Here is a 25017-nt window from a genome sequence, read left to right on the forward strand (position 1 = left end):
GCCGCCAGGCCGTTCTCCCGGTCAGCTGGTCAGGTGACGTGCGCGCGTCATCACGGGCGATGGCCGCCGCGGGAGCCGGATGGTGACGGTGGTTCCGACTCCCAGGTCCGAGTGCACGTCCACCTGTCCGTGGTGGGCGTGGACGATGGCCTCCACGATGGCCAGGCCGAGACCGGAACCGCCGTAGGCGCGGCTGCGGCTGGCCTCGGCGCGCCAGAAACGCTCGAAGACGCGGGGCAGGTCTTCCGGTGAGATTCCAGGGCCGTTGTCGATGACACTCAGCTGTACGGTCTCACTGCTGAGGGTGACCTCGACGCGCACGGAGGTCTGAGCCGGAGTGTGCTGGACGGCGTTGCCGACGAGATTGCGCAGGACCTGTTGCAGACGGGCGGCATCGCCGATGACAGGTGCGGGCAGTGCGGGTGCCATGGCGATGTCGCGTTGGGGGTAGATGATCTGGGCGTCCTCGATGACGCCGGCGGCCAGGACGGTGAGGTCCACGTCGTCCTGCTCGACGGGTCGGCCGGCGTCCAGGCGGGCGAGCAGCGCGAGATCCTCCACGAGCAGGCGCATCCGCCCCACTTCGTTCTCGATGTGGTCGAGTGCGGTTTCCAGGCCTGGACCGGAAAGGCCGCCTTGGCGGTGCAGGTCGAGCCAGCCGGAGATGGTGGACAGGGGCGTGCGCAGTTCGTGGGAGGTGTCGGCGGCCAGCGAGCGAACGGTCGCCTCCGCGCGGGCCTGGGCGTCGAACGCCCGGTTGACCGCCTTGGCCAGCAGGTCGGCTTCGCTGCCGTTGCGGTGCGTGGGCAGCCGTTCGGTCAGGGAGCCCGCGGCGATGGCGTCGGCACTTCGGGCCATGCGGGCGAGCGGGCGCATGCCGAGACGCAGAACGATGACGGACAGGGCCAACAGCACCAGTAACGCCCCGCCGATCAAGGCGAGTTGACGCCTGATGAGCGCGTCGGTGGTGGCGTCGTCGACGGAGGTGTCGATGGTGAGGATGACCGTCGCCGGTGCCACGGTGCCTTCGGCGGGCCCGCGGTCGATGATCAGGCCGGGACTCGGGATGCGTACAGCGCTGAGGTCGCCGCCCTCCAGGGTGACCACCGTTCCCGTCGGTGCCATCGCGCTGAGTGCGGCCACCTCGTCGGCGGCCCGGGACGCAGAGCCGGTGCTCAGCAGGACGTTGTTGTCCTCATCGACGGCCACCGTGCCCAAGGGCGAACCGAGGAGGGCACCGAGTTGGTCGCCATTGGCTGTCTGCGGTCCCCGGCCGATGGCCCGTGTCAAACGCTCGGCGTTCGCTTGGAGGGTGTCCTGGTTGCGCTTGTCCAGGAAGTCTTCCAGGAGTAAGGCGCTGATGACGGCGCTGGCGACCAGGCCGACCACCAGGAGAACTGCCAGCCCGGCGAGCAGGCGCAGGCGGACGCTGGAGGAAGCCCAGGGAAGACGGCTGCGGAGCCTCACGTGTCGTCCTGCTCTCGAAGTGTGTAGCCGATGCCGCGGACGGTGCGCAGCAGCGGCGTGCGGCCATGGTCGATCTTGCGTCGGAGGTTGGAGATGAAACGCTCGACGACTACGGAGTCCCCGCCGAAGTCGTACTGCCATACGGCCTCGAGGATCTGGGCGCGGGAGAGAACCTGCCCCTGGTGACTCAGCAGGTAGTGCAGCAGACGGTACTCGGTGGGGGAGAGTTCGACGGTCTGGCCGCCTCGGCGGACTTCGTGACGGAGGTCGTCGAGCGTGAGGTCGCCACACCGCAGGCGTGTTTCCTCAGCGGCGGGGGGTCCGCCGTGGGCGCGGCGCAGCAGGGCCTGCAGGCGGGCGCCGACTTCGACGACGCTGAAGGGTTTGGTGACGTAGTCGTCGCCGCCCAGGCGCAGTCCTCGTACCCGGTCTTCGACGGCGTCGCGCGCGGTGAGGAAGAGGACGGGGACGTCGATGGCCCGGGCGCGCAGGAGTTGGAGGATCTCGAAGCCGTCGGCGCCGGGGAGCATCACGTCGAGAACGATGACGTCCGGGGGGCGGCGGGCGACCTGGTCGAGGGCTTCGCTCAGGTCGCCCGCCGTTTCGACTTCGAATCCGGCGAACTGCAGTGCCGAGATCAGCAGACGCCTGATGCCGGGATCATCGTCGATGACGAGGACGCGGTCGGTGTTACCCGGCGGGTTGACGGCGTTCATGTGTGCTCCTGGTGGCGGCAGCGGCTGCCCGACGTCCGCCGTCTCTGCTGGTGCGGCGGACTCGGGGCGTATCCCGGTAGCGGCTCTGCTGATCATGGTTTCGTCACAGGGTTACTGGGGTTGATTCCTTGACGGGGTCGTGCGGGGCCGCCGGTTCGGGGGCGTGGAAGTTCTCGCCCTCGACATCGAGTTGGGGCAGCACGCGGTCAAGGCGTCGCGGCAGCCACCAGGCCCGGTCCCCGAGGAGTGCCAGGGTCGCCGGCACCAGGGTCATTCGCACCAGGAAGGCGTCGACCATGACGCCGAAAGCCAGGGCGAAGGCGATCGGCATGATGTCGGCGTCGTGGGAGAACAGGAAACTGACGAAAACCGAGATCATGATGAGCGCCGCAGAAGTTACCACACGGGCGGCGTTGCGGGCTCCGTTGAGGATGGCCGTGCGGGCGTCGCGGTGGCGGTTGTAGTCCTCCTGCATGGCGGAGACGAGGAACACCTCGTAGTCCATGGCCAGCCCGAAGAGCACGGACATCACGATGATGGGCACGAAGCTGGCCACCGGACCCTCGCTGGGCACGCCCAGCAGGCCGGCCAGCCAACCCCACTGGAAGACCGCGACGGTGGCTCCGAAGGCGGCGCCCACGGACAGCAGGAACCCGATGGTCGCCTTGACCGGGATGGCGATCGACCGGAACGCGAGCATCAGCAGGAGCAGGGAGAGGCCGACGACGACGATCACGAAGGGCACGAGTGCGCCGCTGAGCTTGTCGGAGACGTCGATGCTGACCGCGGTCATACCGGTGACGGCGACATGGCTGCCGCTGGACTGCGCCAACGGCTGCATCTGTGTGCGCAGCCGGGAGACGAGGTTGCTGGTCTCCTCGGACCGCGGTCCGGTGTCGGGGATGATCTGGATGCGTGCCGCCGTCCCGTCCTCGGCCATGTCGACATCGCTGACGTCCGCGATGCCCCGGACCCCTCGCAGTTCGTCCTCGACGGCGGCGGCCGTGGAGTTGACGGCGGCCGGGTCGCCGTTCTCGACGAGTACGACGAGGGGGCCGTTGGCGCCGGGACCGAAGGCGTCACTGATCACGTCGTAGGCCTGGCGGCTGGAGTTGCTCGTGGCGCTGGAACCCTCGTCGGTGAGGGCCAGCTTCAGCTCCATGCCGGGAACGGCCAGGGCGATCAGCGCGGCGGTGGCCAGGATCAGGTTGCGTACGGGGTGGCGCAGGACGCCCTGGGTCCAGCGCACGCCCATCGTCGCCGTCCGGCCGCTGTGCGACGCCGACCGCATGGAGCGCTTACGGCCCATGGGCAGGAACCTGCGGCGCCGGGCCGCGGACCGGGGTGCCTTGGGCGCGAGCTGGCGGCCGGCCATCCCCATCAGCGCGGGCAGCAGGGTCAGTGCGGTGATGACCGCGACCGCGACCGCTCCGGCCGAGGCCAGCCCCATGGAGGTGAGCATCGGCACACCGGCCACCGACAGACCGGCGAGCGCGATGAGGACGGTGGCGCCGGCGAATACAACGGCACTGCCCGCGGTGGCGGTGGCCCTGGCGATGGACTCCCTGACCGGCATACCGGCACCCAACTGGGCGCGATGGCGGGAGAGGATGAACAGGGCGTAGTCGATGCCGACGGCGAGTCCGAGCATGATCGCCAGGGTGGGCGCGTTGTCGGAGACGTCGAACACCGTCGCCAGCCCCATCATCGCGGCCACCGTACCGATGATGCCGAGCACCGCGGTGATCAGCGGCAGGCCGGCGGCGAGCAGCGACCCGAACGTGACCACGAGGATGACCAGGGCCACGCCCAGTCCGATCAGCTCGCTGGGCCCCACGGGCGGATGCGAGGTTTCGTAGGGCTCACCGCCGTAGATGGTCCGCAGGCCCGCCCGCTCGGCCGCGCTCCCGGCGGCCTTCACCGCGTCCAGCGTGCCGGTCGGCACGTCGTCGGCCTCCTTCGTGGTGAAGGTGACCTCCGCCACCGCGGTGCGCCCGTCCTCGGAGACGGCGTCACGCTCGGTCGGGTCACTGACCTCACCGACCCCGGAGACCCGGCTCGTGGCCTCCAGCGTGGCCTCCAGGGACTCACGCAGATCCGGCTCGGTCACCTTGCGGCCGGGCGGAGCCTGGAACACGATCTGCGCCGACTGGACGTCCGGCTCGGGGAAGTGCCGTTCCATCCTCGTCAGGGCCGTCTGGGCCGGCGACCCAGGGATGGAACTGCTGTCGGCGAAGGAGCCGGCGAAGGAAACCCCCAGACCGACCACCGCAACGAGGGCCAGGAGCCACCCGATCAACATCGTTCGCCACCGACGGGCACCCAATGCGCCCAGCCGGTACAAGAGCGTAGCCATCAAAGATTCCCTCACTGCTCGGAAGACGACCCGGCACATCCTTCTCAAGGGACTTGACGACCGCCTCACGGAGAACCTGAGGGTTTCTTGACGGTTCGACTCCAGCACCGTCAGGCACGCCGATCACCAGGCATGGGCTAGTCGGCGCTCCGCGTGTCCTCGGACTGTTCCCTGGCGTGATCCAGCCGTAGCGGGAGTCGCGCGGCGAGGTAGTCGATGAGTGCGTTGACACGTCGCGGGACATGCCCGTCCTCCTCCAGGAGGGCATAGATGTCGGAGGCCGGTGTCGACAGGTGCGGCAGGACCCGGACGAGCTCGCCGCGATTCAGATGCGGCCGGACATGCCACTCCGAGCGCATGATCACACCACGGCCCTCCAGCGCCCAACCGGTCACCACGTCACCGTCGTTGCTGGACAGACTGCCCTGCACCCGCACATGTCGGGGATGGTCCGAATCGCCGAAGCGCCAGAGGGCGAAATCGCTCTCGTTCTCCCGCAGCACGATGCAGTTGTGGTGGTCCAGATCCTCGATGCTCTCCGGGGTGCCGTGCTCGGCGAGGTAGGACGGCGCCGCGCAGGGAACGCGCCGGTTCTTGGCCAGACGCCGCATGCGCAGCGAGGAATCGGGCGGCATGCCGACGTGGACCGCCACGTCGAACTCACGCTGGTGGGGCCGTAGCGGAAGCGCGGACGTCTGCATACGGACGTGCAGTTCGGGATGGGCCGCTGCGAACTCGCCGAGCAGCGGCGCGATATGCGCGCGGCCGAGACCCAGCGTGGCTTCGACGACGAGGGATCCGCGCAACCCCCCGGCTGTGTCGGTGATCGTGTCCTCGAGCTCGCGTACCTGGTCGAGGATCGCCTCGACGCGCGCCGCGTAGAGCTCGCCCTCCGACGTCAGCATCAGTCGGCGGGCGCCGCGCTGAACGAGCCGGACAGCCAGGCGACGCTCCAGCGCGCTGAGGCGTTTGCTGACGACGGGAAGGGAGCAACCGAGTTCTCGCGAGGCGGCCGTCAGCGTCTCGCTCGACGCGACCACGTGGAAGAACTGCAGGTCGTCCACGGCTGTACGGCTCTTGGACCAGGGGCTACGAGAACGCCGAGAGCTTTCCATGGGGGAAAACCTACCTTGCCTGTTACGGGCTTGTAACGAGTGTCAACGCTGGCCAAGGTGGGACCAGTCGCGCCGTGGCCGGAACGCCTCTGGACAGAGTGCTCGCCACCGGACTTGCGTATCGATCCGTGGATGGGGAGTGAATTCGTGCCGCAGAGTTATCGCATCGCAGCGATTCCGGGTGACGGGATCGGCCGCGAGGTCGTCCCGGAGGGTCTGAGGTGTCTGCGGGCCGCCGCCGAGGTGCACGGGTTCGAACTCGACGTCACCGAGTTCGACTTCGCCAGCGCCGACTACTGGCTGCGCCACGGCATGATGTTGCCCGACAACTGGAGGGACGTACTCGGCGCGTTCGACGCGATCTTCTTCGGTGCGGTCGGATGGCCGGAGGTGGTCCCGGATCATGTCTCGTTGTGGGGGAGTCTGCTGCAGATGCGGCGGGGCTTCGACCAGTACGTCAATTTGCGCCCCGTGCGACTGCTGCGCGGTGTGCGCAGTCCGCTGCGTGACCACCAGCCGGGCGATATCGACTTCTATGTCGTGCGGGAGAACACCGAGGGCGAGTACTCCAGCATCGGCGGCCGGATCTTCGAAGGCACCGATCGCGAGACAGTGGTCCAGGAGACGGTCATGACGCGGACGGGCGTCGACCGGGTCCTGCGCTATGCCTTCGAACTTGCCGCGTCCCGCCCGAGCAAGCATCTGACCTGGGCGACGAAGAGTAACGGGATCTCGATCTCCATGCCCTACTGGGACGAGCGCGCGACCGAGATGGCCGCCCGGTACCCCGAAGTGACCGCCGGCAAGGACCACATCGACATCCTCACCGCGAAGTTCGTCCTCCAGCCCGAACGGTATGACGTGGTCGTGGCCAGCAACCTGTTCGGTGACATCCTCTCCGACCTCGGCCCGGCCTGCACCGGAACGATAGGCATCGCCCCCAGCGCCAACATCAACCCCGACCGCTCCTTCCCCAGCCTCTTCGAGCCGGTGCACGGGTCGGCACCGGACATCGCCGGTCTCGGTGTGGCCAACCCCGTCGGCCAGATCTGGAGCGGCGCCATGATGCTCACCCACCTCGGCGAGCACGAGGCGGCCGCGCATGTCGTGGCCGCGATCGAGAGCGTTCTGGACGAGCAGCCCGGTGTGATCACCCCCGACCTCGGAGGCACCGGAACGACGGTGGGGCTGGGCAAGGCCGTCGCGGCCCGTATCGCCGCGACGTCTGTCGTCGACCACGACGGGGGAGTGACGGCCGGTGACGCGGCCGGCCGCACGGTCGAAGAGGGGGTCGCTGCGTCATGATCAGAACTCTCTCCGACCCGGTCGGCCTCGAAGTGCGCTGGGACCGGCTTGCCGCCGCCACCGACGAGGCGGCCTCCACGATGCTGCGCACGGCCTTCTCCACGATCATCCGTGAGTCGAACGACTACACCGTCGTCCTGATGGACCGGGCGGGACGCACGATGGCCGAGTCACGAGCCGGCATCCCCGCCTTCGCCGCTCTGATGAGTTCGCTGACCGCGCTGGTCATCGAACGATTCCCGGCGGACGAGTGGCAGGACGGCGACAGCGTCATCACGAACGACCCGTGGATCGCCACCGGGCACCTGCCCGACATCGCCATGATCTCCCCGGTCTTCCACCGAGGACGGCTCGTCGCCTTCGCGGGCACCGTGGCGCACTCACCGGACATCGGTGGCACACCTTCGATGAGCACGACCGAGCTGCTCTCCGAGGGCATTCTGATTCCTCCACTGCGCCTGTTCCGGGCCGGACGAGTCGAGCAGGGAGTCAAGGACCTGCTGCTGGCGAACGTACGACTGGCGGACCAGGTCTGGGGCGACCTGGAGGCGCAGGCGGCGGCCCACGCCGTGTGCCGCCGACGTGCCCAGGAGTTCCTCACCGACTTCCGTGAACCGGACTTCGAGGCGTTCGCGGACCAGGTCCACGCGGTGACCGACGCCGCGATGCGCGCGGGCGTCCGCGACGTCCCCGACGGCGTCTACCGCGCCGCCGTGGACGCGGACGGCGTCGAAGGCCATCCCACGCACATCGAGTGCGCGGTGACCGTTCGCGGCGAGGAGGTCGAGATCGACTACACCGGCAGCTCCCCCCAAGTGCCCTTCGCGACGAACTCGACGCTGAACTACACCCGCGCCTACTCCATGTATCCGCTGAAGATCCTGCTGGATCCGTCCACGCGGACCAACTGGGGCTCCTACCGGTCCATCCAGGTCACCGCGCCGGAAGGCACGATCGTCAACCCGAGGTTTCCCGCGCCCGTCATGGCACGGCACCTCACCGGGCATCTGCTGTCCTGCGCGCTGTACCAGGCACTGGCCCCGGTGCTGCCCGACCGTGTCATCGCCGACAGCGGCGGCGCCCCCGCCCTGCGCGTCCGCTTCGCCGGGGTCGACGACTCCGGCCGGCCTTTCAGTCTCATGCTCTTCGCCAACGCGGGCATGGGCGCGTCCAAGGAGTCGGACGGGCTCTCCACCACCGCGTTCCCCACCAACTCCGGCGGCGGCAGCATCGAGGCCCTGGAGGCCGCGTCTCCGCTGCACTTCCTCCGCAAGGAGTTGCGTGCCGGATCGGGCGGACGGGGCCGGCGCCGCGGAGGACTGGGCCAGGACATCGAGGTCCGCAATCCGATGAGCCGACCGGTGCAGATGGTGCTGCTCGGAGACCGCGAACAGCATCCGGCGCTCGGACTGGCCGACGGCGAACCCGGCGCCACCGCACAGGTCGTCCTGGACTCCGGCGAGCGCGTCCCCCTGAAGTCGATCTCGCAGCTCGCCCCCGGCGCCTCGGTGGTCATCTCCTTCGCCGGCGGCGGCGGATTCGGCCCCCCGGAGGAGCGTGAGCCCGAACTCGTGACCGCCGACGAGATCGCCGGCTACACCGTCCCAGCCAGTCAGCAGAACCCACGCACAGCCCGGACGGCGGGCAACAGCGCACGTGAGGAGGTGGGCCGATGAGCCGCACGGTCCGGATCGGCGTCGACGTCGGCGGGACGTTCACCGATCTGCTGCTGCACGACCCGTGCAGGCAACTGATCTGGCCCGGGAAGCTGCCCACCACGCCCCACGCTCCCCACGAGGCCATCACCGAGGGGATCGCCCGACTGCTGGAGGAGACTTACACGGCCCCCGGAGACGTCGCGGGCATCGTGCACGGCACCACGTTGGTGACGAACACGCTGCTGGAACGCACCGGAGCGGTCGTCGGTCTGCTGACCACCAGCGGGTTCAGCGACTCCCTCGAAATGGGACGGGAGACGAGGTTCGACACCACCGATCTGCTCGCCCGGCCGGCTCAGCCGCTGGTGCCGCGCCATCTGCGCCGCGGGGTCCCCGGGAGAATCGCCGCGGACGGCAGTGAACTCGAACCGCTCGACGAGCGTGCCGTCCTCGCGGCTGTGCGGGATCTGGCGGACCAGGGCATCGAGGCACTGTCCGTGGCCCTGATGCACTCCTACCGCAACGCCCGTCACGAGCACCGGGTGCGGGACCTGATCGCGCGGGCACACCCCGACCTCCCCGTCACCCTCTCCAGCGCCGTGGCCCCGGTCATCGGCGAGTACGAGCGGGCCGGAACCGCCTGCCTGAACGCGTATGTGCAGCCCCTGATGTCACGCTACCTCGACGACCTGCGTGACGATCTGACCGTCATGGGGATCGACGCGCCCCTTCGCATCATGCTCTCCGGGGGTGGTGTCACGACCCTTGAGGACGCCAAGCGGTTCCCGGTACGGCTGCTCGAGTCGGGCCCCGCGGCCGGTGCCATCGCCGCTGCCGCCGTCGCCCGGACGTTGGGGGAACAGGACGTGGTTTCCTTCGACATGGGCGGTACCACAGCGAAGATCGCTGTCGTCCAGGGGGGCAGCCCCAGGCGCAAGCACGACTTCGAGGCAGGGCGGGTCGACAAGTTTCAGCCCGGCTCGGGGCTGCCGGTGCGTCTGACCGTCGTCGACATGATCGAGATCGGGTCGGGAGGCGGCTCGATCGCCGCACCCGACGCACTCGGGCTGCTCAAGGTGGGACCGCGCAGCGCCGGCTCGGTGCCCGGGCCTGTCGCCTACGGGCGTGGAGGCGAGCGACCCACCGTGACGGACGCCGACCTGCTGCTGGGCCATCTCGACGCGGAGAACTTCCTCGGCGGCGAGATGAGGCTGCGGACGCGCGAGGCCCACAAGGCGCTGACCCGTGAGGTGGCGGGTCCCCTGGGACTCGACACCGCTGACGCCGCCGCCGGGATTGTGGAGGTGGTCACCGAAAGCATGGCCGCTGCCGCCCGTATGCACCTGTCCGAGCAGGGCAAGGACCCGGCCGATTTCGCGCTGCTGGCCTTCGGCGGAGCCGGACCCGTCCATGCCTACGGGCTGGCGAAGTCGCTGAAGATCCCCCGGGTGATCGTGCCGATGCGAGCCGGGGTGATGTCCGCCTGCGGGCTCCTCGCCGCGGCTCCCACGGTCGACGAGGTCCGCAGCCTGCCGTCCCCTCTCGCCGACGTCGACTGGGACCAGGTCGCCGCGCTGTACGAGGAGATGACGCTCCGCGCCACCGAGACGCTCCAGGCGGGAGACCCCGAGCTCGTGCGGGTACGCCGCTCGGCCGACATGCGTTACCTCGGCCAGGGCTTCGAGATCGAGGTCACCGTCCCCGAGCAGGACTTCGGTCCAGCGGGTCTCGGACGCATCGGGAGCGCCTTCGAGTCCACGTACCGCGCCGTGTTCGGTCGTTGCCTCGACGGGGCGGTGGAAGTCGTGAACTGGCGGCTTTCTGTGCGACTGCCCGGTCATGAGTTGTCGACAGAGGGCAGCCATGCCCGGGGCGGTGAGGCGAGCCGCGGTGTCCGGTCGGTGTACTTTCCCGGACACGGCCTGCTTGAAGCCACCGTATGGAACCGCTACGAGCTCACGCCGGGAACCGAGCTGGCAGGTCCGGCGATCTTCGAGGAGCGCGAATCGTCCTGCTCCTTCGGGCCGGACTGCAGGATTTGGGTCACCGACGACCTGACCCTCGTGGTCGAGGTCGGCCGGGACTGAACGCGCCTCCCCAGTCGTCCCCGAAAAGTGCAGCGGCGCAGCCGCCGAAGGGCGCGGGACGCTCGGCGACCGGTCCGAGGAGTGGCTGCCTCACCTGCGGCGAGAAACGGACCGACGCCGCTCGCACGCCGCAGGCCCGCTCGACATCGAGGAAGCGGTCCCCGGCCGTGCCGCGGGAGAACTGCCACTCACCCCCACGCCCACACCGACAACCTATCCAGCAGCTGCCCAGCATGGGCCGCGCGAAGGGACGACCCTCATGACGACGGTGTCTGCAGGGCAGCGCACACGTACGCGGCGCATGACCTTCCTGGTCGCTCTCGCGGTCTTCGCACAGGAGTCGACCTGGAACTTCTACGAGTCTCAGGTTCCGCCGCTCTTACGGGAGCACATCACCAGCGCGGCCGTCGTGGGTCTGCTGATGGGCATGGACAACCTGCTCGGCATCTTCATCCAGCCGTGGATCGGCAACCGGTCCGACCGGACGAGGACCTCCTGGGGCAGGCGGATGCCCTACCTGGTGGTCGGGATGCCGATCGCCGCCGTGCTGTTCGTCCTCATTCCGCACAGCGCGGAGTCCTTGCCGCTGTTGATCGTGGTGATGTTCTCGTACGCGCTCGTCGCCAACACTTTTAAGCCGATCGCCGAAGCGCTCGTTCCGGACTTCATCGCACCCGAGCGACGAAGCCGGGCCAACGCGGCGGTCAAGATCGCCTCGAGTGTCACGGCCATCGTCGCCGCGCTCATCAGTATTTTGCTGGTCGACAACCACCTGAGTCTCGCGTTCGCGATACCCGCGTTCATCATGCTGGTCTCGATCGGGGTGCTCGCGGCCACGGTGCGCGACAACCGGTCTCCGGCCTACCAGGCAGCGGTGGCCGAGTGCGATGAGGAGGACAGCGCCGAACGCACCGAGCCACGGGTCCGGGACACTTTCGTCGAGATCCTGAGGGACGCCGATCGCAGCCGGCTCCTGCTGCTCCTCGCGATTCTCCTCTTTGGCAGCGCGTGGGCCGCGTCCCGGTCGTTGATCACGCCGTACGGGATGGAAGCCCTGGACATGTCACGGGGAGCCGCCGGCGGTCTCACCCTGCCCAGCGGCATCGCCTTCATCCTGGCGGCCTATCCGGCAGCCGTGCTCGCCGAGCGGTACGGGCGGCTCCGGGTCATGGCCGTGGGCATGTCGGTCTTCGCCGGTGCCATGGTGCTGGGGACGCTCATCCAGACTCCGACGGGGGCCACCGTGGCCCTGTGCCTCGCGGCGGCCGGCGCGAGCTGCTTCCTGGTCAACGCGGTGGTCGTCCTGTGGAACCTCGCACCCTCGGCACGGGTCTTCGGGACCTACGCCGGTATGTACACCGTCGGCTGGGCGGGTGGCGGCTTCCTGGGCCCTGCGCTGGTCGGCGGGATGGTCGACATCACCGGCTGGCCCCTGATGCTCATCGACGTCGCCATGGTCGCCGCGCTGTCGATCATCGTCGTAGCCAGGATCAGTGTGCTTCAGCGTCGCGCCAGCCTGACCCTCGCCAAGTAACCAGCCCATCCCCGCAACGCGGCGCGAGCCCAGCGCCGGACGCAGCCAGAGACGAGGAACCGTGCCCCGCATTCTGATCACCACGGACTACCTACGGCCCGGCGACGAGGTCGATCACTATCTTCGGGCGCACGGCCACACGACGGTACACGCCCCGCTCGTCGGCCGACACGGTCCGGAGCAACTCGTCGCCGCCCTCGACGGGATCGACGCGGCGCTCGTCGCCCATGAGCCCCTGACCGCCCAGGTCCTCTCCGAAGCTCCCCGTCTGCGCGCCATCGTGCGCACCGGCGTGGGCTACGACTCGATCGACGTCGCCGCCGCGGGCAGGCTCGGCATCACGGTGAGCAACCTGCCGGGAATCAACGCCAACGCCGTGGCCGAGTACACCCTCGGTCTGCTGCTGGCGGCCGCCCGGCGACTGGTGCAGAGCGCGGTGGGCGTCGCCGCCGGCGGGTGGCCCAGAGAGGACGGTCACGAGTTGCGCGGGTCGGTGCTCGGCCTGATCGGATACGGGGCGGCAGCGCGCGCCGTGGTGCCGCTGGCGCGAGCCTTCGGCATGGAGGTGCTCTGCACGACCGGTGTGCCGGAGGACGAGCGATCGGACCCGTCGGTACGGTTCGTCGCGCTCCCCGAGCTGCTTGCGGCCTCCGACTACGTATCGGTGCACACCGCACTGACGGACCGCACACGCGGTCTCCTGGACGCCTCCGCCTTCCGGCGGATGAAATCGACGGCGGTGCTGGTCAACACTGCACGGGGGGCCGTCGTCGACGAACAGGCCCTCGCTGACGCCGTGCGCACCGGCGAGATCGCCGCGGCGGCCCTCGACGTGGTGAGCGAGGAGCCGCTCCCGGCCGACAGCCCGCTGCGGGACGTCGAGGGAATCGTCGTCTTCTCCCACCTCGCCGGCCAGACCGCCGAAGCCCGTGCAGCCGCCGGCCTCGAGGGCGCGGCCGAGGTGGTGGCCGCCCTCGCGGGCCGCCCCCGGTTCGCGGTGAACGCCCACCTGCTGCCCCAAGCCCCCACTGCCCGGGTCGACGGATGACACCCGCCCGCCACGTGCCCGGTACCGACAAGGAAGAGGAACATGGAAAACGAACGGGTTGACCAGATCAAGGTCCTGGCACCGACCGGCATGCTCGGAGCCGGCTTTCCCGAGGCCACGATCGAGCGAGGCCTGGCGCTCGGCGCCGATGTCATCTCCGTCGACGCGGGCAGCACCGACTCCGGTCCCTACTATCTCGGCGCGTCGCAGCCCAAGACCACCCGCGCCGCGGTCGCCCGTGACCTGCGCGTCCTGCTCAAGGCGGCGGCAAGGGCCGGCATCCCACTGATCGTGGGCTCGTGCGGCACCAGCGGAACCGACTCCGGTGTCGACTGGGTCGCCGGCATCGTCGCCGACATCCTGGCGGCCGAGGGACTCCGGCTGCGGGTGGCGCGCATCTACAGCGAGCAGGCGACAGGCGCGCTCCTCAAGCGCCTGGACGAGGGCCGCATCCATGCCCTGCCTCCGCTGGGCGAACTGGAGCCGAAGACACTGCAGAGCTGCGCGCACATCGTGGGTGTGATGGGACACGAGCCGATCGTCGCGGCGTTGGAGGCCGGTGCACAGGTCGTGCTCGCCGGCCGCGCGACGGACACCGCCATTGCCGCCGCCTATCCGCTGATGCAGGGGATGCCGGCCGGGCCGGCATGGCACGCCGCCAAGATCATCGAGTGCGGGGGACAGTGCACCAGCAATCCGCGCGCGGGCGGGGTTCTGGCCACCATCGACGCCGACGGCTTCACCATCGAGCCGCTCGATCCGACGGCTGCCTGTACACCGATCCTGGTCGCCGCTCACATGCTCTACGAGACGGTGGACCCGTTCCAGATGCGCGAGCCGGACGGCACCCTGGACGTCCGTGAAGCCGTCTACACCGCCCTGGACGACCGTACGGTGCGGGTCGAGGGTTCGCAGTTCCATGTCGCCGACCAGCACACCATCAAGCTCGAAGGCGCCCGGATCACCGGCTACGAGACGATGTCGTTCAGCGCGATCCGGGATCCGCACATCCTTGCGAACATTGACGACTGGGCCGATCTCATGCGGGCGATGATCAGGCAGCGGGTGGAGCAGACGATCGGCCTCAGCGAGGACAAGTACGCCTTCGACCTGCGCCTGTACGGGCACAACGCCATCCTGGGGGATCTCGATCCGGCAGTGGGTCCGCCTCGCGAGGTGGGAGTCATGCTCCTCGTCAACGCCCCGGACCAGAGCACCGCCACCGCCGTCGCGAAGATCGCCAACCCCTTGATGCTCCACCTGCCGACGGCCGACATGGATCATCTGCCGAGCCTGGCGTTCGCCACCTCACCGGCCGAGGTCGAGCGCGGCCCGGCGTACGAGTTCGTGCTCAACCACGTCGTCGACACCATCACCCCCACCGACATGTTCCGCACCGAGTTCGAGGAGGCCTCCCACCATGGCTGAGACCGTCCCCACCACCCTGGGCGACCTGGCGTATGAAGTCCGCTCCAAGAACGCCGGGCCGTTCTGGGTCACCATGGAGCTGTTCATGCGTGACGCGGACGGCTATCGCATCGCGGCCGACGAGACGTTCCTCAACGAGGGCACGGTCGCCCGGCTCTACGGACTCGACGAGGCCGACGTGCGGATGTTCCGCATCCCGTCGCTGAACGTCGTCAAGATCTCTTTCCCGCGTCCCGTCAGCCAGGCGTCCCTGTGTGACCGTGACGTCCACTCAGGTCAGCATCATGTGCCGCTGGCGGTTCTGCCCGTCCCCGACTGACCGCCGCCCGGAAGAAGGGGCGGCCCCAGGCGCGACAACGGTCACCGCCGGCCCCGGCGGTGACCCCGCACGCGCCTGTCGGACGCGGTCCTTCACCAATCCGCCCCACAAGCACCTGAAGGAGCAGTTCCTTGAACACACCTGCCGTGCCCGAGCCCGGTACCCGTCTTCGGGCTCGCGGACGCCGTTCGGCAATGCTGACGGCACTGGTCGCGGCCGCAATCGTGGGCACGCTCGGCATCGCACCCGCCACCCCGGCCGACACCACGCGCCCCACTCCCGCCGCCTGCCCGGGCCCCCTGGAGGAGAAGGCCAACTGCTACACCGGCCGGGACGCCAACGGCGCGTACTACACGATGGCCGTCCCCAAGCACTGGAACGGCTCCCTCGTCGTCCACTCCCACGGCGGTCCCGACTTCTCCTACGACGAGTCCACCACCACCGAGGACCTGAAACGCTGGGCGGTGATGGTCGACGAGGGCTATGCCTGGGTGGGCTCCTCGTACCGGCGCGGAGGCTACGGGGTCAGGATGGCCGCCGCCGACACGGAGAACGTACGCCGCCTGTTCGTCGGCCACTTCGGCCGCCCCGACCGCACCTACCTGCACGGCCAGTCCTGGGGCGGCAATGTCGCCGCCAAGATCGCCGAGACCTACGGCCGGAAGCGTGGCGCCTACGACGGAGTCCTGCTGACCAACGGCTTCCTGGCCGGCGGCTCGCGCGGCTACGACACGCGCGTGGACCTGCGGACGGTCTACCAGTACTACTGCCGCAACCTGCCCCGTCCCAGCGAGCCGCAGTACCCGTTGTGGCAAGGGCTGCCCACGGACTCCCCGATGACACCGGACGAGGTCCACAGCCGCCTCCAGGAGTGCACCGGCATCGACTCCGACCCGGCCGACCGGACCGCGGAGCAGCAAGGCAACCTCGACGACATCCTGGCCGTCACCCGCATCCCGGAGCAGTCCCTGGCCACGAACATGCAGTATGCCGCCTTCCTCGTCCGGGACATCGTGTCCAACCGCCTCGACGGCCGTAACCCGTTCAGCAACCGAGGTGTCCGCTACGACGGTTCGCACGACGACAAGGCGCTCAACGCCGGCGTGGCGCGCTTCTCGGCCGACCCCATCGCGCGCCGCGACCTCTCCTACGACAGCGACCTCACCGGACGGATCGCGCTCCCCGTCCTCACGCTGCACGCGATCGACGACCCACAGGTCTTCGTCGAGCACGAGGAGGCCTATCGCGCCACGGTCCGGGCCGCCGACCGAAGTGAGAACCTCGTCCAGACCTTCACGAGGGAGAGCGATCACAGCGCGCTCAGCAACGCCGAGTACGGGAACTCTCTGGCGGCTTTGGACACATGGGCGCGCACCGGCCGGAAACCCACCCCCAGCTCGATCGCGCGTTCGTGCGGCGCGTTCGACACCATCTACGGTGGTGGCTGCTTCTACGATCCGGCGTTCCGCCCAGCCCCGTTCGCCACCCAGGTCCGCCCCCGGTCCGGCGGCCTCCACTGGCCCGCCATGTCCGCCGCGCAGGAACAGGCGTGGAGCCGTATCGAAGGCGTGGGCATCGCACCCTGAAGCCGCTCCGCGGTCCCTTCCTCGTCCGGAAGCACCGCTGCGCGGAGATGCCTTCGATCCCGCAACGGCGACGTCGACTTCCGCGTTCACTGCACCGACTTCGCCACGTCGCAGCTTGTCCGGTCCCCTTCCCGCGCTTCCTCCGCGAGGCTCACAGGCATCTCGTTGAGCGTGGCACTCCTGAGTGACCAGTCCTTCACCGATGTCGAGCAGGCCGTGCGGACATGGTCATCCCCGGCATCGTGGCACCGCTTGCACTGCGCTGGGGGAGACGTTGTTCGAGGAGGACTTCGCCTGTCTGATGCACACGACCATCCCCTGACAGGGCATCAGTTGACCTGGAGGACTTCATCGCGTATCCAGACGTCGTCGACCTCTTCGGTATGGGGGCCAGGCCGTGGTCGAGCGCCGACTCGACGAGTACGGGCTGCGTCGTCCCGTGGGTCTGCGCGTGCCCTTCTTCTCCGCGGCGGCGGCCGCACTGCTGGGCCGAGTGATAAGGCAGACCGTCGTACAAGTGACCGGGCGTGGGCCGAGTGATAAGGCAGACCGTCGTACAAGTGACCGGGCGTGGGCCGGGTGATCCGGCCAGCAGGACGACGCCGGCGAGCGCGACCAGGGCGGCGGACCGGCCGGGCCGGCCCCGCGTATGAGTCTTTCCGCCCCAGGGCCCGCAAGCGAGGCGTTGGACGTCTTGTCCCGCCTTCGGGCCGAGTTCTACGAGTGCCTTTACGCGCGTGCGGACGCGCTCTTCGAGCTGACGGACGCAGTGCTGTGCGCGGACGGGCCGGTGAAAACCCTGGTCGAGCTCTCTTTGGCGGTCGAGCACCGGCGCGGGCACGGCGCTCTGTACGCAGCCCTGGACCGTGGCTGGCTGGAGCCGACACGACTGCGCCGCGCGCTGGCGGGCCTGCCGCTGCCGAAGGCGGCCGACGGGCGGATGGTACTCGCCGTGGTCGTGTCGCACTGGCTGCGACGCGACGCTCCCACCAGCGGCGACCGGCTCTTCTGCCACGTCTACGGACGCGGCGACCGCAGCTCGGACGAGTTGGTGCCCCCGGCTGGCCCTACTCTTCGTCGCGGCCTTGGAAACCGGCCGCACCTCCTGGACGCGCTCCGCCTGGGCCGAGCCGACGACGCGACGACCGTTACTGCCGACCAACTCCGCGATGGGGTCGGCCGGTTGACAAGCGCAGGCCAGGGGATACCTGGCGATCCGGACATCCTGATCGTGAGGGACTCCGGCTATGACATCGCCTACCTGCCCCACGCCCTCGCTGGCCTACCCGTCGTGCTGGCCGGGCGCCTGCGTCCGGACCGGGTCATGCCCGCGACCCCGGCCCCGCCCGGTCGGGTCCCCGGGGCGGGCGCCCCCGCCGGCATGGCGGCGTCCTCACGTTCAAGAAGCCCGACAGCTGGCACGAGGCCGACGTCACGACCGCCACGGACACCACCCGCTACGGCACGGCCACCGCGACGGCCTGGGACCGGATGCACCCCCGGCGAGCTGCTGGCCAAAGACCGGGCCGGACGGGAGTGAGCCGTCACAGAGTCCACCAGCAGAGCGCGCTTGGTGGGTGCCGGAATAGCGACAAGAGATCGCCACCTGGACGAGTAGGCGACGGCCGACCGGATCGGCACGTCATTCCTGCCGGCGTTGGTGCTCGCGGTGGCTGGCTGTGGCGCTACCGGGGGTAGTTACTGGCCTGTGCTCCCAGAACGTTCAGCAGGGCTAGGGCCTCGGCGCTGGGGGATCCCGGCGGTGCGCTGTAGAGCACGAGGTACTGGTCGTGGTCGGTGAGGGTGAGGGTGTCGCAGTCGACGGTGACCTCGCCGACGGCCGGGTGGCGGAAGGTCTTCGTGAGCATTGGTGCGGCCTGTACGTCGTGTCGTTTCCAGAGCCGGGCGAAGTCGGGGCTGGTGTCGCGGAGTTCGTCGACGAGGCCGCTCACCGCGGGATCGGTGGGATAGCGGGCGAGGGCGGCGTGAAGCTGCATCACGACGCTCAGGCGGAAATCGGCGGCGTCGGAGATCCCGTAGAGCGCTGCATCGGTGCGCCGCGGCCCGGGGAAGGCCCGGCGTGCGAGGTTGCGGTCGCTGGGGGTGAGCGGGGTGAAGTCCTCCATGAGCGCGGCCGCGAGGTCGTTCCAGGCGAGGATCTCGCATGCGGCGGACATCACGATGCCGGCCGTCTGTGGCAGGCGCTGAAGGAGCGCGAGGATGCTCGGGCGGACGTCGCGCCGGTGCAGTCCGGTGCGGTTCGGCGCGGTGCCTGCGAGGACGTGGAGGTGGTCGGACTCGGCGTCGGTGAGGCGCAGCGCGCCCGCGATCGCGGCCAGGACGTCGCCCGAGGGGCGTGGCGCCCTGCCCTGCTCGAGCCGGATGTAGTACTCGGTGGAGATGTGCGCGAGGACCGCCACTTCCTTGCGGCGCAGACCTGGTGTGCGGCGTCGCGGTCCGGAGGGGAGGCCGACGTCCTGCGGGCGGAGCCGTTCGCGGCGGCTGCGGAGGAACGCGCCGAGTTCCTGTTTGTCCATACGCTCAGTGTGCGCGCGGCGCGGAGGCGGATCCTGGTACAGCCTGTGCCTGTATCCGGTCGGCAGCCGGCCGGACGCTGTTGCCATGACGAACGACACGAACACCACCGACAGCGCACCCGTCGGCCTGCTCACCAGCAAGGTCATCTTCATCACCGGCGCCAGCCGCGGCATCGGGGCGGCCGCCGCCCGGCTCTTCGCCGCCGAGGGCGCCACTGTGGTGCTCGCCGCCCGCAGCACCGACGCCCTCGAGCGCATCGTGAAGGAGATCCGCGCCGACGGCCACATCGCCGACGCCGTCACCCTGGACCTCGCCGACCCCGCGAGCATCCGCGCCGCAGTCGACCGCGTCGAAAAGCTGCACGGACGGCTGGACGGCGCCTTCAACAACGGCGCAGTTCCCCAGCAGCAGTTCGGCCCGGTCGAGACGACCAGCGACGAGGACATCGACGAGCAGTTCGCCGTGAACTTCCGTTCGCACTGGACTGCCATGACCGCCGAGGCCGCGCTCATGCGGCGGGGCGGTGGTGGGGCGATCGTCAACACCTCCAGCATCGGCAGCCGCCGGGCGAACCCCGCCCTGCCCGCGTACGGCGCGATGAAGCGCGCGCTCAACAGCCTTACCGAGACTGCCGCGGTGAACTGGGCCGGTGACCGTATCCGGGTCAACGGCATCACCCCCGGTGGCACTTCCACGGAGATGATCGACACCTGGGAGGCGGCGACTCCCGGCATCGTCGAGCAGATGACCGCGGCGATTCCGCTCGGTCAAATGGCCGAGCCCCGGCAGATCGCCGAGGCGGCCGCGTGGCTGCTCAGCGACCGTGCCTCGTACGTGACCGGCGCGATCCTGCCAGTCGACGGCGGCGCCGGCGCCTGACCAGGCCAGCCCAGCACCACCCCCGGCGCCCATACTCTCAGCGCCGAGCCGTCACTCCCGTACAGGCCGTCCAGCAACCCCAGTGGGGGCTCCGCGACGCGCCGACCTGGCACCCAGCCAGCGGGCCGGGTACTGCTGGGCGGCCCTTACGGCCCCCGCACCGCCTCTTCAAGAAAGGAGGCACGACTGACCATGAACAGACCCTCCATGTTTTCTGCCTTCTTGGCGTGCGGGGCCGATGATCCCGGTGATGAAGTTGGTGATCCGGTGCAGTTCCGCCTGGAAGATCGCCCGCTCGTAGGAGATCCAGACCTCGCTCTCCTCCGACATCTGGAAGCCGTCCCGTCTGCTGTAGGTCACCGGCGGGAGTCCCTCCTTGACCGCGACCTTCCGCAGGAACCTCAGGCCCGCCCAGACCTGCGACGGCGTGCGCTCGGTCGCCCGGCACAGCTGCGGGAGCGTCAGCCCCGCCGGCCGTGCCTCCTGCAGGGCCTTGCGTACCGCCTGGCCGTGGACGTGGGCGGGCAGACCCGCCCCGTGGCTACTGGCCCCGCAGTAGCTGGGCGAGCCACCGCAGCGACTCCTCCACACCCTGGTCACCCTCATCCAGCGGCAGATGACCGCCGTGCCCGCGCAGCGGCTCCAACTCAAGAGCCGCGTCCCCGAGCGAACTGGCAGCGGGTGTCCTCCTCCACCATGTCCAGAGACTCGGCCACCAGCTCGTCGTAACGGCTCCGCGTGACCTTCCCGACCATCTCCACCATTGGGGCCATGGTGCGCCACCCGGTGCGGGCCGAAGCGTCGGCGTCCTGCGTCGGCTGCGGAACCCCGGTCCGGCGATGCCCCAGACTCCACCTCACACCACCAACATCACCAGACGCCAAGCCAACATGACCAATTCCGGCCCCTATCCGATCCACGGCATCCGTTCCACCGACCGGTACAGCAGTCGCAGAACGTCACTGATCACCGGTTCTGACACAGCTTCTGATCACCTTGGGAGGCGCTGTCACGTCGGCTGAGCGGGGGGATGATCTTTGTGTTGATCATGGTGGGGGATCGTCCGTGGGGAGCGCGTCACCGTCGTACAGGGGTCACCGGTACCCGGTCGAGGTGATCTCCCACTGCGTGTGGCTGTACTTCCGGTTCCCGCTCAGCTTTCGTGAGGTCGAGGAGTCGATGCTCGAGCGCGGCGTCATGGTCTCCTACGAGACCATCCGCCGCTGGTGCATGAAGTTCGGGCAGCAGTACGCCAATTCGCTGCCCCGCCGCCCGCTCCGGCCTGGTGACAAGTGGCACCTGGACGAGGTCTTCATCAAGATCAACGGCGAGCAGAAGTACCTCTGGCGGGCTGTCGACCAGGACCACGGCGGCACCCCGCCCCATCTGCTCACTCATCCCGGGCTATCGGCGCCGCTCCTTGCTCCGTGTCCCCTGTCCTCACAGGGGATTGCAGGTGAAGGACTCGCGGGCGGGGCGCTTGTCGGGTGCAGGTTGGAGAGGAGTCTGGCTACCACCGCGTCGTCCTGCGCGTGTGGGCCGTCCCAGGACGACTCCGACCAGGACGAGTGCCAGCCCGCACAACTGCTGGACTGTCAGCACCTCTCCGGCCACCGCCGTGCCGAGCAGCACGCCTGTGACGGGGTTGAGCAGTCCGACCAGGCCCACGGTCCCCGCGGGCAGGTGCCGTAGCCCGGTGAACCAGGCGGCAAAGGCCAGCGCGGTGGCGACAAGGGTGACGTAGCCGAACGCGAGGAGCGCCGGTGTGGAGAGTGCGGGCGGAGTGCCCTCCACAGCTGCGGCGACCGGCAGCAGGAACAGTCCCCCGGCGGTGAGCTGCCAGGCGGTCGAGGCGAGCACGTCGGTACCGGTGTTCCACCGCTTGGTCAGGATGTGACCGAAGGACGACACGAGCATGGCCGCGGCCGAGGCGAGGACTCCCGGCACGCTCACTCCTGCCGTTCCCGTGAGCAGCATGAGGCAGACCCCGCCGAGCCCGATCGCGGCGCCGGCCAGGTGTGCGATGCCGGGCCGCTCGGAGACGAGGGCCCAGGCGATGACCATCATCGCCAGCGGGGACACCGCCATGACGGTCGAGGCGATGCTCGTCGGCAGTAGCTGGGAGGCGGCGTAGACGAGCACGAAGAACACGCTCACGTTGAGCAGCCCGAGCACCGCGGACCGCCACCACCACGCACCGCGCGGTCGCTGTCTGCACAGGCCCAGCAGGACGAGACCGGCGGGCAGCGCGCGCAGAGCCGCCCCATAGAGGGGGCTGTCGCGTGGCAGGAATTCATGGGTGACGTAATAGTTGGCGCCCCAGGCCACCGGTGCGACAGCGGTCAGGGCCACCCACCGCATATTAGCTTCCATGGAAGACATGATAGCTTCCCGGGAAGCTATCATGGTGTGCATGGACGACCCGCAACTGTTGGACCGCGTGGCCCGCATCCAGGCCGACTGGCGCCGCGAGCGACCCGACCTCGACATCTCCCCGCAGGGCGTGATCGGCCGGCTGCACCGCCTGGCCGACCATCTCACCGGGGAACTCCGCCTCGTCTACGAGCGCTACGGACTCAGCGAGGGAGAGTTCGACGTCCTGTGCGCACTGCGCCGCGCCGGCGAGCCCTATGAGCGCGCGCCCGGCGAACTCGCCGCCCACACCATGGTCACCACCGGCGCGATGACGAAGCGAATCGACCGCCTGGAGCGGGCCGGACTCGTCACCCGCCGCCGTTCCGACGACGACCGACGCGGCCGGATCGTGGCCCTCACCCAGCCCGGTCGCGAACTGATCGACCAGGCCTTCACCGACCACATGCGCAACGAACGCCGCCTGCTGAGCCTCCTGACGCCCGCCGAGACCAAGGCACTTGAAGGACTGCTCACCACCTGGATCTCACACGTGGAAAATCCGCGTCCGTCCGACAGCGAGTGACCCGATCGGCGCCGGGAGGCCGAGCGATTACGGCGGTACGGCCGTCGCGGCGGAACCGCTCCGTTGCCCACCGGACCTCCGCGATCCGCCAGCTCGTCCTCCAAGCCCCGGCACCCATCATCGCGAAGCCACTCGGCTACCACGACAAGACCGCGACCCGCCTGGTCACCGAAGCCGGAGGAACCTGGAGCCGATATGCACCGGCGATCACACACGCTGACAGGAGCGACATGGCTGCTCTGATGGGCCGGTGGCAGGCTCTGCCTCCATGAACAAGCAGCAGTTCCGGCAGCTCATTGAGGCAGCCCGCAATCAGGCGTCCAACCCGAACGACGGCGAAGCGGTCGCTCGCGAAGCGACCTCGTTGCTGGCCTCCCGGTCGGTCGAGGAGATCATCGCAGTTGAGCAGGTGCTGTGGGAGCTGATGGTCGACTCGTACACCAATCCTCTGTGGGCTGCTGCTTACATCGCCAACGGTGGGTGCTCTGACGACGGCTTCGACTACTTCCGCGGCTGGCTGATCGCTCAGGGCCGTGAAGTCTTCGAGCGCGTAGTCGCTGACCCCGATGCTCTGGCAGAACTGCCCATCGTTCAAGCCTCGGCAGCCGACGGCGTCGACCTGGAGGGTGAGGACATGCTCGGCATCGCCTGGAACGCACATATCTCGGCGACCGGTGATCAGCTCCCCACTGGCCCACCCACCATCCGCTACCGGGAGCTGGACCCCACCTGGAATCACTGTCTCCGTCACTCTGTCAGGCCATGAACACGTCTCGGCTGACGAATACGCGACAGCTCAACATGCGGGCCTACCAGTCTCACACCTGGGTCACGACTGCAGGGGCACGGACAGCGCTGGCCGAGTTCTGGGGTGAAGTGTGGTGGTGTATCGATTCGGCGAACTATTGCGAAGTGTGAAGGTTATGCGTGCCTTGTGTGTTTGAATCACTTGCGACTCGGCCAGCTGGCTTCATCCGGCCTGACGCGGCTTGCCGTCCCCTCGTATCCCCGGCGGCGCTGCCGGGCTCGGGTCCTGTCCGCCAGGCGGGTCCAAGTGCCGTATCGCCGTGCCGGTACGCGTCCGCGGTGCCGCCGGCCGTCACGTATGCGAAGGGGAAGCTTCATGACCGCCACCGTCTCCAACTTCTACTACGGCGCGGTCACCCCCGTGGCCGCCTATCTGATGGCCTGCCTCGGTGCGGCCCTCGGCCTGCGGTGCACGACACGCTCGCTGCGCCGTCCGCAGCGCAGGGCAGGGTGGCTGGCGTTGGGCGCGATATCGATCGGCTGCGGCATCTGGACCATGCACTTCATCGCCATGATCGGCTTCAACGTCCAAGGCGCCCTGGTCGGCTACGACACCGTCAGAACCCTCCTCAGCCTCGTCGTCGCGATCGCCGTGGTCGCGGTGGGCGTGTTCCTCGTCGGTTACCGGGGCGGGACGCCGGCGAACCTGGCGGTGGCGGGCACGGTCACCGGGGTCGGAGTCGCGGCGATGCACTACCTCGGCATGGCCGCCATCCACACCAACGGCACCCTGCGCTATGACACCATGACGGTGGCGGTGTCCATCGTGATCGCCGTCGCCGCCGCGACGGCGGCCCTGTGGGCGGCCGTCTCCATCCACACCCTGTGGTCCAGCCTGGGCGCGAGCCTGGTCATGGGGGTGGCCGTGACCGGCATGCACTACACCGGCATGGCCGCCATCTCCGTCCAGCTCACCGGCCGGGCCGCGGTCCCCGAGTCGTCCACCAGCCTGCTGTCGTTCCTCCTGGTGATGTTGGCCGGCCCGCTCGTGGTCCTGCTGGTCGCCGCCGTGATCGTCATGTTCGACCCGGACATGATGCTCGGTGACGACGAACAGGGCCGGTCGGCGGTCCAACCTCAGACCCCCGGCGCCGCCTTCCAGGCACAGCAGTCGGCACAGCCGTCGCAGCCCCCCTCCTGGTGACCGGCACCCCTGCAGACACGAGCTGCGCACGGGCACCGGTTGATCCCGGTGTCGGTCACCGCAAGGGCGGCTACATCTCCGCGCGGTATCAG

At 69.2% G+C, this 25017-nt stretch carries 20 protein-coding genes and 1 pseudogene; 14 read left to right on the forward strand and 7 right to left on the reverse strand.

Annotation, left to right across the window (positions count from 1 at the left end):
- Positions 1-21 precede the first annotated feature (21 nt).
- From ACIBVL_RS25400 to ACIBVL_RS25415, 4 genes are all read right to left on the reverse strand, one after another.
- Entirely contained in the window at positions 22-1467 is a 1446-nt protein-coding gene (locus ACIBVL_RS25400; RefSeq protein ID WP_399100063.1) for an ATP-binding protein, read from the reverse strand.
- Positions 1464-2183, reverse strand: a complete 720-nt coding sequence (locus ACIBVL_RS25405) for a response regulator transcription factor (protein WP_399100066.1) — start codon at positions 2181-2183, stop codon at positions 1464-1466. The genes ACIBVL_RS25400 and ACIBVL_RS25405 overlap by 4 nt, the downstream gene beginning before the upstream one ends.
- A gap of 103 nt (positions 2184-2286) precedes the next feature.
- On the reverse strand, positions 2287-4539 hold the full coding sequence (locus ACIBVL_RS25410; RefSeq protein WP_399100068.1) for an MMPL family transporter: 2253 nt from the start codon (positions 4537-4539) through the stop codon (positions 2287-2289).
- A gap of 137 nt (positions 4540-4676) precedes the next feature.
- Complete coding sequence (locus ACIBVL_RS25415) at positions 4677-5603, reverse strand: LysR family transcriptional regulator (RefSeq protein WP_399100070.1); 927 nt, start codon at positions 5601-5603, stop codon at positions 4677-4679.
- 198 nt (positions 5604-5801) lie between these two features.
- Between ACIBVL_RS25415 and ACIBVL_RS25420 the strand changes: the two genes are divergently transcribed.
- From ACIBVL_RS25420 to ACIBVL_RS25460, 9 genes are all read left to right on the forward strand, one after another.
- Positions 5802-6959, forward strand: coding sequence for a tartrate dehydrogenase (locus tag ACIBVL_RS25420; RefSeq protein ID WP_399100072.1), 1158 nt, complete (start codon positions 5802-5804; stop codon positions 6957-6959).
- The gene (locus ACIBVL_RS25425; protein ID WP_399100074.1) at positions 6956-8635 is read left to right on the forward strand and encodes a hydantoinase B/oxoprolinase family protein; all 1680 of its coding nucleotides are present in this window, start codon (positions 6956-6958) and stop codon (positions 8633-8635) included. Before ACIBVL_RS25420 ends, ACIBVL_RS25425 begins: the two co-directional genes overlap by 4 nt.
- Positions 8632-10704, forward strand: a complete 2073-nt coding sequence (locus tag ACIBVL_RS25430) for a hydantoinase/oxoprolinase family protein (protein WP_399100077.1) — start codon at positions 8632-8634, stop codon at positions 10702-10704. The genes ACIBVL_RS25425 and ACIBVL_RS25430 overlap by 4 nt, the downstream gene beginning before the upstream one ends.
- A gap of 259 nt (positions 10705-10963) precedes the next feature.
- Positions 10964-12238, forward strand: coding sequence for an MFS transporter (locus tag ACIBVL_RS25435; RefSeq protein WP_399100079.1), 1275 nt, complete (start codon positions 10964-10966; stop codon positions 12236-12238).
- 61 nt (positions 12239-12299) lie between these two features.
- The gene (locus ACIBVL_RS25440; protein ID WP_399100081.1) at positions 12300-13286 is read left to right on the forward strand and encodes a phosphoglycerate dehydrogenase; all 987 of its coding nucleotides are present in this window, start codon (positions 12300-12302) and stop codon (positions 13284-13286) included.
- Positions 13287-13328: 42 nt separating this feature from the next.
- The gene (locus tag ACIBVL_RS25445) at positions 13329-14714 is read left to right on the forward strand and encodes an acyclic terpene utilization AtuA family protein (RefSeq protein WP_399100083.1); all 1386 of its coding nucleotides are present in this window, start codon (positions 13329-13331) and stop codon (positions 14712-14714) included.
- Positions 14707-15033 (forward strand): DUF4387 domain-containing protein, encoded by a 327-nt coding sequence (locus ACIBVL_RS25450; protein ID WP_399100086.1) that lies wholly within the window; start codon positions 14707-14709, stop codon positions 15031-15033. Before ACIBVL_RS25445 ends, ACIBVL_RS25450 begins: the two co-directional genes overlap by 8 nt.
- A gap of 131 nt (positions 15034-15164) precedes the next feature.
- The gene (locus ACIBVL_RS25455) at positions 15165-16619 is read left to right on the forward strand and encodes a DUF6351 family protein (RefSeq protein WP_399100088.1); all 1455 of its coding nucleotides are present in this window, start codon (positions 15165-15167) and stop codon (positions 16617-16619) included.
- A 649-nt stretch (positions 16620-17268) separates the two neighbouring features.
- Positions 17269-18159: a transposase gene (locus tag ACIBVL_RS25460; RefSeq protein WP_399100091.1), complete on the forward strand. Its 891-nt coding sequence runs from the start codon at positions 17269-17271 to the stop codon at positions 18157-18159.
- Positions 18160-18304: 145 nt separating this feature from the next.
- On the opposite strand, the gene ACIBVL_RS25465 is transcribed toward ACIBVL_RS25460, so the two are convergent.
- Positions 18305-19156, reverse strand: coding sequence for a helix-turn-helix transcriptional regulator (locus ACIBVL_RS25465; RefSeq protein WP_399100093.1), 852 nt, complete (start codon positions 19154-19156; stop codon positions 18305-18307).
- An 85-nt stretch (positions 19157-19241) separates the two neighbouring features.
- On the opposite strand from ACIBVL_RS25465, the gene ACIBVL_RS25470 reads away from it, so the two are divergent.
- Positions 19242-20036: an SDR family NAD(P)-dependent oxidoreductase gene (locus ACIBVL_RS25470; RefSeq protein ID WP_399100095.1), complete on the forward strand. Its 795-nt coding sequence runs from the start codon at positions 19242-19244 to the stop codon at positions 20034-20036.
- Between the two features lie 168 nt (positions 20037-20204).
- Here the strand turns inward: ACIBVL_RS25470 and ACIBVL_RS25475 are convergent, their stop codons facing one another.
- The gene (locus tag ACIBVL_RS25475; RefSeq protein WP_399100097.1) at positions 20205-20627 is read right to left on the reverse strand and encodes a hypothetical protein; all 423 of its coding nucleotides are present in this window, start codon (positions 20625-20627) and stop codon (positions 20205-20207) included.
- A gap of 474 nt (positions 20628-21101) precedes the next feature.
- Here ACIBVL_RS25475 and ACIBVL_RS25480 point away from each other — a divergent pair.
- Positions 21102-21401 (forward strand): annotated as a pseudogene (locus ACIBVL_RS25480) (transposase); the annotation flags it as partial.
- Positions 21402-21476: 75 nt separating this feature from the next.
- Here the strand turns inward: ACIBVL_RS25480 and ACIBVL_RS25485 are convergent.
- Positions 21477-22397, reverse strand: a complete 921-nt coding sequence (locus ACIBVL_RS25485) for an EamA family transporter (RefSeq protein WP_399100414.1) — start codon at positions 22395-22397, stop codon at positions 21477-21479.
- Positions 22398-22440: 43 nt separating this feature from the next.
- Between ACIBVL_RS25485 and ACIBVL_RS25490 the strand changes: the two genes are divergently transcribed.
- From ACIBVL_RS25490 to ACIBVL_RS25500, 3 genes are all read left to right on the forward strand, one after another.
- Positions 22441-22974, forward strand: coding sequence for a MarR family winged helix-turn-helix transcriptional regulator (locus ACIBVL_RS25490; protein ID WP_399100099.1), 534 nt, complete (start codon positions 22441-22443; stop codon positions 22972-22974).
- Positions 22975-23242: 268 nt separating this feature from the next.
- Positions 23243-23740 (forward strand): DUF4240 domain-containing protein, encoded by a 498-nt coding sequence (locus ACIBVL_RS25495; RefSeq protein WP_399100101.1) that lies wholly within the window; start codon positions 23243-23245, stop codon positions 23738-23740.
- Between the two features lie 357 nt (positions 23741-24097).
- Entirely contained in the window at positions 24098-24925 is an 828-nt protein-coding gene (locus ACIBVL_RS25500; protein ID WP_399100103.1) for an MHYT domain-containing protein, read from the forward strand.
- Positions 24926-25017: the final 92 nt, after the last annotated feature.

The organism is Streptomyces sp. NPDC049687, from assembly GCF_044465285.1.
Classification (GTDB): Bacteria; Actinomycetota; Actinomycetes; order Streptomycetales; family Streptomycetaceae; genus Streptomyces.